The sequence below is a fragment of the Collinsella sp. AF23-4AC genome, from assembly GCF_003462685.1.
Classification (GTDB): domain Bacteria; phylum Actinomycetota; class Coriobacteriia; order Coriobacteriales; family Coriobacteriaceae; genus Collinsella.
Genome location: NZ_QRVE01000006.1, coordinates 1 through 7,137 on the forward strand (window position 1 = coordinate 1; position 7,137 = coordinate 7,137).

Annotated in this window: 8 protein-coding genes and 1 pseudogene; 7 read left to right on the forward strand and 2 right to left on the reverse strand. The window is 60.5% G+C overall.

Annotation, left to right across the window (positions count from 1 at the left end):
- Window positions 1-253 precede the first annotated feature (253 nt).
- Window positions 254-1,486 carry an IS21 family transposase gene (istA, locus tag DWY05_RS04815; protein ID WP_117821544.1) on the forward strand — a complete coding sequence of 411 codons (1,233 nt, stop codon included), beginning with the start codon at window positions 254-256 and terminating at the stop codon, window positions 1,484-1,486.
- Window positions 1,486-2,259 carry an IS21-like element helper ATPase IstB gene (istB, locus tag DWY05_RS04820; RefSeq protein WP_117821545.1) on the forward strand — a complete coding sequence of 258 codons (774 nt, stop codon included), beginning with the start codon at window positions 1,486-1,488 and terminating at the stop codon, window positions 2,257-2,259. The genes istA and istB overlap by 1 nt, the downstream gene beginning before the upstream one ends.
- Here the strand turns inward: istB and DWY05_RS10170 are convergent.
- Window positions 2,249-2,671: a helix-turn-helix domain-containing protein gene (locus DWY05_RS10170; RefSeq protein WP_255413191.1), complete on the reverse strand. Its 423-nt coding sequence runs from the start codon at window positions 2,669-2,671 to the stop codon at window positions 2,249-2,251. The genes istB and DWY05_RS10170 overlap by 11 nt on opposite strands.
- A gap of 130 nt (window positions 2,672-2,801) precedes the next feature.
- On the opposite strand from DWY05_RS10170, the pseudogene DWY05_RS04830 reads away from it, so the two are divergent.
- From DWY05_RS04830 to DWY05_RS10010, 5 genes and pseudogenes are all read left to right on the forward strand, one after another.
- Window positions 2,802-4,055, forward strand: a pseudogene (locus tag DWY05_RS04830) (tetracycline resistance ribosomal protection protein); the annotation flags it as partial.
- A 300-nt stretch (window positions 4,056-4,355) separates the two neighbouring features.
- Window positions 4,356-4,649 carry a DUF3847 domain-containing protein gene (locus tag DWY05_RS09930; RefSeq protein WP_021631985.1) on the forward strand — a complete coding sequence of 98 codons (294 nt, stop codon included), beginning with the start codon at window positions 4,356-4,358 and terminating at the stop codon, window positions 4,647-4,649.
- Complete coding sequence (gene mobQ, locus DWY05_RS04840) at window positions 4,650-6,116, forward strand: MobQ family relaxase (protein WP_021631986.1); 1,467 nt, start codon at window positions 4,650-4,652, stop codon at window positions 6,114-6,116.
- A complete protein-coding gene (locus DWY05_RS04845) occupies window positions 6,113-6,532 on the forward strand; it encodes a cysteine-rich VLP domain-containing protein (protein ID WP_021631987.1) in 420 nt (139 codons plus the stop codon). The genes mobQ and DWY05_RS04845 overlap by 4 nt, the downstream gene beginning before the upstream one ends.
- 84 nt (window positions 6,533-6,616) lie before the next feature.
- On the forward strand, window positions 6,617-6,883 hold the full coding sequence (locus DWY05_RS10010; RefSeq protein WP_035300361.1) for a transposon-encoded TnpW family protein: 267 nt from the start codon (window positions 6,617-6,619) through the stop codon (window positions 6,881-6,883).
- Between the two features lie 46 nt (window positions 6,884-6,929).
- Here the strand turns inward: DWY05_RS10010 and DWY05_RS10090 are convergent.
- Window positions 6,930-7,137 (reverse strand): hypothetical protein (locus DWY05_RS10090; protein WP_233511292.1); only part of this gene is annotated, 208 nt, incomplete at its 5' end.

Below are 7,137 nucleotides of genomic sequence, written 5' to 3' on the forward strand. Positions count from 1 at the left end.
GCCGCGAGCTTGGCGGCGGCGCCCTCCTCGGTCTCGTCGATCCCGGACCTGCTGCCCGAGAGCTCGGCGTCGGCCGCCTCCTGCGCCCTCCTGGCGCTGTAGAATGTTAGCGCTAATCTAAAATTGACCACTTTCGCAAACGCATCTCGCCGAATGCGCTAACGCGCTTTCGCCGACCCCGCTAACGTACTTTCACCAACTGCGCTAACGGAACTATGCTCCGATCGGGTATCCGACCCGGGAGGAGCGGGATATGGAGCGAAACGTAATGGGAGAGCTGAACGTCTACAGGGGGTCCGGCGCGAAGCCGAACTTCAGCGAGATCGCGAGGAGGCACGGCATGGACCGGCACACGGTCGCCAAGTACTGGCGGGAGGGCGAGTCCGCCGCCGACGGGAGGTCCGCGAGGGGCAGCGCCTTCGACCCGCTCGAGGAGGTGATCCGCGCGAAGGCCCAGCTGCCCGGGATGACCAAGATGGCAGTCTACGCGTTCCTGCGCGAGGGCCGCGGGGAGGGGCTGCCCGGGTACGGCGCCTTCACCGCGTGGTGCCGGGCCCGCGACGTGCCCTTCGGGGGCGCGGGCGGCCGCGAGCCGCACCCGCGGTTCGAGACGCCCCCGGGCAGGCAGCTGCAGTTCGACTGGAAGGAGGGCATGAGGCTCGTCGACTCGGAGGGCGAGGTCTTCGAGTTCAGCGTGTTCACCGCGACGCTCGGCTACTCCCGGAAGCACCGCTTCATACCGGTCAGGAGCCGCACGCTCGACGACCTGCTGTCCTGCCTGCTCGCCACCTTCACCCGCCTCGGCGGCGTCCCGGAGGAGTGCATCACGGACAACATGTCGTGCCTGGTGACCGTCTCGGGCCGCAGGAGGACCAGGCAGGAGAGGGCGTGGCGGTTCGCGCGGGAGGCCGGCTTCGAGCTCAGACTCTGCGCGCCGCGCTCGCCGCAGACCAAGGGCAAGGACGAGTCGGCCAACCGCTTCCTGAACCGCCTGCTCGCCTACGGCGGCGAGTTCACCGGGTGGAGCGGCCTCGCCGAGGCGGTGGCCCGGGTCGAGGCCCAGGCCAACTCGGAGCCGAACCGCACCACCGGCCTGCCGCCCGACGCGCTGTTCATGCGGGAGAAGGAGAGCCTGCGGCCCATCGGGAACCTCCGGCTCCTCGAGTCGATGGTGGGCGACGCGAGCGTCCAGACCGTCCCGCCGACCATGCTCGTCAGGGCCGCCGGCAGGGAGTGGTCCGTGCCCAGGCGCTGCATCGGCCGGCGCGTGAGCGTCATAGCGATGCCCGGCGGCCAGGTCGTTGTGAGGATGGCCGGCGAGGAGGTCGCCGTCCACGACGCCGCGTCCGGGCCGTCGAGGCCCATCAACTACGACCCCGACCACTATGGGCAGGCCCTCGAGGGGAAGCGGGGCCTGGCCGACGCGGACATCGCCGAGGCCGCGCGCGCCAACCTCGCGCTGCTCGACTCGCTCGGAGGGGCGTGATGGGCGCCGTCGCGGAGGGCAGCCCCTCGATCAGGGCGCAGGCGAACCTCTCCGCGCTCGGGCTGCACGAGATGGCGGCGTCCCTGCCCGACTACGTGAGGATGGTCGCCGCGGGCGAGCGGGGCTTCGCCTCCGCCCTCGAGGAGATGACGCGCGTCGAGGTCGCCGCCCGGGAGGTCAGGATCACCAACCAGCGCATACGTTCGTCGGGGTTCCCCTACGTCAAGGGGCTGGCGGACTTCGACTGGGACTTCCAGCCGTCGGTCCCGCGCGCAGAGATCGAGGAGCTCGCGACCCTGAGGTTCGTCGAGCGGGCCGAGAACGTCCTGCTCGTGGGGAGCCCCGGCGTGGGCAAGACGCACCTCGCCGTCGCGCTGGGCATCGAGGCCGTCAGGGCGGGGCGCGAGGTCAGGTTCGTGGACTGCGCCCGGCTCGTCGAGGACCTGGAGGACGCCTCGTCGCGCGGCATCCTCAAGAAGAGGCTCAAGTACTACGCCCACTCGAGGCTGCTGATCATCGACGAGCTCGGCTACCTCGACGTCGGCAGCGCGGGCGCGGACCTGCTGTTCCAGCTGATATCGACGCGCTACGAGCAGCGCTCGACGATCATCACCACCAACGTGGGGATCAGCGGCTGGGGCAGGGTGTTCGGGGACGACGTGGCGGCGAGCGCGATCGCGGACAGGGTGTGCCACCACTGCCACCTGGTCAAGATAACCGGCAGGTCCTACAGGCTGAAGGACCTGCCGAGGGACGGCCCCGTCAAGCCGTGACCGGAATCGGTGAAAATACGTTAGCGCAACCGGTGAAACCGCCTTTGCGCGAACGGCGCGCCTGTTTAGCGAAACTGGTGAAAAATAGATTGACGCTAACATAGAACACCCTGGGCCTCCTCGAGCAGCCGTAGCCCCTCCTGTGCGAGCAGCCGTTGCAGCACCTCGGCCACGAGGAGAGCCTGGGGCAGGCCCCCGACAGGTCCGCGGGAGCGGGCTCGCCGTAGCGCGAGCGCGGCGCCGTGACGTAGCGGTGCGCCGCCACCTCCCTGGTCACGGTCGATGGCGACCTGCCGAGCTCCGCGGCGATCTCGCGGGCGCTGCGGTTGAGGTCGAGCATCCTCTCGACCGTGTTCCTCTCATGCCTCGTGAGCCTCCCGTACGACCTCCCGGACGGCTTCGGTCTGGACATTTCGGCCTCCCTCCATCGCGGGCCGGGGGATTCCGGCCCCTCTGGGGTTGCCTACCCGGATTCGCGCCTCAGGACTCAGCGCAACGCGTTGCGCTGAGTCCTGAGTCTGTTGCAATGAAGATGAGAATCAAGGCTCATTGAAGCGGTCACAGATACATTCCAATCACCCACCGGGCAGAACAGCTCTGAATTGTGCGGAACTGTGTTCAAAGTTGAGTACGCAAACCAGAGCCAACGCCTTGCCTATCTGCGGTTGTATAGCGGTACGCTTCATTTGCGGGATTCCGTAGCCTTGGCAGGGAAAGAAAAACTGAAAATTACGGAAATGCGTATCCCCTCAAAGGGTGAGATTGTCCGAACAGAGATTGCCCATGCGGGCGAGATCGTCATTGTACCCTGCGACAGTTTGCGGCTGAATGATGTGCTGGGAAACAAACTGCTGCTGCCCCGTGAAACGTGGAGCGACAATCCTCTCCCTTTGCTGCGGACAACAATTGCACCAGAGAAACCAGAACAGAGGGAACGCTTGTTAAACGCCTTGACAGAAATTGCGGATACCGACCCGCTTCTGCGCTATGAATTAGACGCTGTGACCCATGAGATCATTCTCTCCTTTTTGGGCCGGGTACAATTGGAAATTATCTCTGATCTTCTGGTGGAAAAATATCAGCTCAACACAACTGCAAAAGAACCTACCGTCATCTATATGGAGAGGCCATTGAAAGCGGCAAGTCACACCATTCATATCGAAGTGCCGCCCAATCCATTCTGGGCGTCCATCGGGCTGTCCGTCACCCCTCTCCCCCTTGGCACCGGAGTGCAGTATGAGAGCAAAGTTTCCGTTGGATACTTGAATCAGAGTTTTCAAAACGCTGTATTGGATGGTATCCGCTACGGTCTGGAACAAGGCGTGTATGGATGGAAGGTAACGGACTGTAAAATCTGTTTTGAGTATGGGCTTTATTATAGTCCGGTCAGCACTCCCGCAGACTTTCGGTCATTGGCACCTATTGTATTGGAGCAGGTGTTGAAAAAGGCGGGGACGCAGCTATTGGAACCATATCTTTCTTTTGCACTCTATGCGCCGCAGGAATATCTCTCCAGAGCTTATCATGACGCACCAAAATATTGCGCGAGTATTGAAACGACCCAGGTTAAAAACAGCGAGGTGATTATTACTGGCGAAATCCCTGCCCGCTGTGTGCAAGAGTACCGCAATGACCTCACCTTTTATACAAACGGGAGAAGCGTTTGTTTAACAGAATTGAAGGGGTATCAAATCGCCAGCGGCGAACCAGTTTTTCAGCCACGCCGCCCAAACACCCGGATTGATAAGGTGCGCCATATGTTCAACAAAATTCTCCCATCAATGATGGACTTATAAAATCCCTTTGGAACAAAGGGCGCACTTCTATACATGGTCTGCGACCATGTATCGTGCGCTCTGCGAGGCTACGGCCCGGACTTCCGAAAGTCCGGGCCGTTTGCGTCGCTCCGCTCCGTACAAGGGGCTGCGCCCCTTGCGCCGCTTTGCGGCTATCCCTGCGCCCTCGCTGGAAAGGTTCATCCGCTCTGCGTCTGCACCTTTCCAGCGAGGCTAAAACCGAATACCGTTACCCTTGACCGTTTACCCGACACAGCAGGTAGACGGTCTTTTGTTTTGCCAAGAAGGAGGTCAAACACGATGGACAAGTCACGCGAAGAATTAGAGAAAGAGTATGCTGAGGCCACCGCTAAGTTGGAGCAGTACCAGCACAGAGGCCAGCGGTATGAGAACCGCATCCGCTACTACACCCAAGGCGAAAGGAAGAAGCGAAACCACCGACTTATCACCCGTGGCGGAGCGGTGGAGAGTATCGCCCCGGAGGTGCGCGGCATGAGCGAAAGGGCCTTTTTTCTTTTGATGGAAAAGGTCTTTTCCCTGCCGGAAGTTGCCGCCCTGGTGAGCCAAGCCACTGACCAGCAGGAAAGCGGATAATTGGCCCTGTTCCATCTCCACGTTACCCAGGTCAAACGGAGCGCGGGACAGTCTGTTGTCACGTCCGCCGCCTACCGAGCCGGGGAGAAATTGTATAGCGAATACTATGGCGAGGTCAGCGACTACACCCACAAGGGCGGCGTGGTCTGCACAGACATTCTCCTGCCGCCCCAGGCCCCCAACCAGTACCAAGACCGCGCCACCCTCTGGAACGCCGTGGAGAAGGCCGAGCGCGGCAAGAAAGCCCAGCTTGCATATAGCTTTGACATTGCCTTGCAGAACGAGTTTTCATTGGAGGAAAACATCGCTCTTGCAAGGCAATTTGTTTCGGAGCAGCTTGTGGGCCGGGGCATGATTGCCGACTTTGCCATCCACCAGCCGGACAAGGAGGACGGCGGTATTCCTAACCCGCACTTTCATGTTCTCTGCCCCATCCGGCCCATTGAGCCAGACGGCAAATGGGGGTGCAAGCAGCGCCGCCGCTACCGTCTGGACGAGGACGGGAACCGCATTATGGGAGAGGACGGCAAGCCCCTCTTTGACGCTGTTCCCACTACCGACTGGGGAAGCCCGGAAACACTGGAACATTGGCGGGAGGCGTGGGCCGCTATGGTGAACGCCAAGTTTGAGGAAAAGGGGCTGACCTGCCGCATCGACCACCGCTCCTATGAGCGTCAGGGCCTTGACCTGCTGCCCACCGTCCATGAGGGCGTGGCCGTCCGCCAGATGGAGGCCAAGGGCATCCCCACCGACAAGGGCGATCTGAACCGCTGGATAAAAAAGGCCAACAACATTCTGCGGGATATTCGGAAGAAAATCGCCGGCCTGACGGATTGGATTAAGGCCATAAAAGAAGAATTGAGCAAGCCCCAGGCCCCGACCCTTGCCGCCCTGCTGACCGACTACTATGAGGGCCGGAACGCCGGAGCATGGAGCCGCAACGCCAGGATTGGAAATCTTAAAGGTTTTGCCGAGGCCATCAATTTTCTGACCGAGAGGGGCATCGCTACGCTGGAAGATTTAGAGACCCATATCGCCGCCCAGAGTGAACGAACGGAGGCCATCAACACATCCATGAAAGCGAAGCGTGACCGTCTGAACGAATTGAAGGAACTGCTTCGCCTTGTTGACCTCTACCGAGACACCAAGCCCGTCTATGACGAGTTGCAGGGTATCAAGTGGAAGGGCAAGCGGGAAAAATTCGAGAGGGAGCATGAGAACGAGTTGAGGACGTTCCACATGGCCCGCCGGAAGCTGGACAAGCACCGTTCCCCTGCTGGTAAAATCCCCGTTCATGCGTGGGAACAGGAACAGGCGAGGCTTCACCAGGAGTACACAGCCGAGTATGAGCAGTACAAGCCTATCCAAGACGATTTGCGGCGGCTTCAACAGGTGAAGCGGAACGCCGATGCTGCCATACACCAGCAGGAGCAGACCCAGCAGAAACGCCGGGAGGTGGAGCGGTGAACGGCATTCCCCGACTGACCTACCAGCAGTACCGAGCCGTCCGGCGGCTGGTGCATGACTGCTGCAATTATGACGGCGGCAACTGTCTTGCTCTTGATGACGGCTGGGAGCCTTGTGTCTGCGTCCAGAGTATCACCTATTCCCTGGTCTGTAAATGGTTCCGCGCCGCCGTCCTGCCAACAGACAAGGGGTTGTGTGCCGCCTTGCTCCACCGAGGACAGGCGCGGCCCTGTGCCGAGTGCGGGGCGATGTTCGTGCCGCGCTCCAATCGGGGCAAATACTGTGACGAGTGCGCCGCCAATGTGCGCCGGAGAAAGAAAGCTGCCAGCGAACGGGAACGCCGCAGGCGTGGACATTTAGAGGCTGAAAAGCCTTGCAATCAGGGGGCTTGTGGACAGTCCTCAAAGGGGGACTAATACATTCCCCTTCCCCCACTCCAACGTGGGCGGCAAAATGGCGCTCACGTGGATTAACTTTGATGAATGATGAAAGGAGAGCCTATGACCTACGACCCCAGCATGACGATCACCAGCACCATCCCCGCCCCGGAGGGGAGCGACAGCACCAGCAGAGAGGGCAAGGCCATCCCCCTGCCCGTGATGGCGGGCGGCAACGCTTCACCCGCCCCGGACGTACCGCCACCCGATATGGTAAAGACCGTTGGCGGTACGACCTTTGATATTTATTTCCATTTCAGCCAGACCAGCCGGGAAACCTTTACCGACAAGGTACTGCGCCTTATTCAATCCGATGTTGTAACCTCATAAAAATAATTTACTTTTTTCTCTATCCTTATTGACAAAACCCGAACGACTACATTGCGATAGATGACCACGTTTGCCCAGATAAAACCGACCAAAATAAACCTGTCCCTTTTTGGCAGGTTTCGACCAAGGCAATGTCGATGTTTCGGCAACGAAAGCGAGCGCCCACCAGAGCGAACAAATTGGCATGAAAAGAGGACGGCATAGACCTTCTGGTCATGCCGTCCTCTTTGAATGACAAGTTGTCGCTCTGGTGG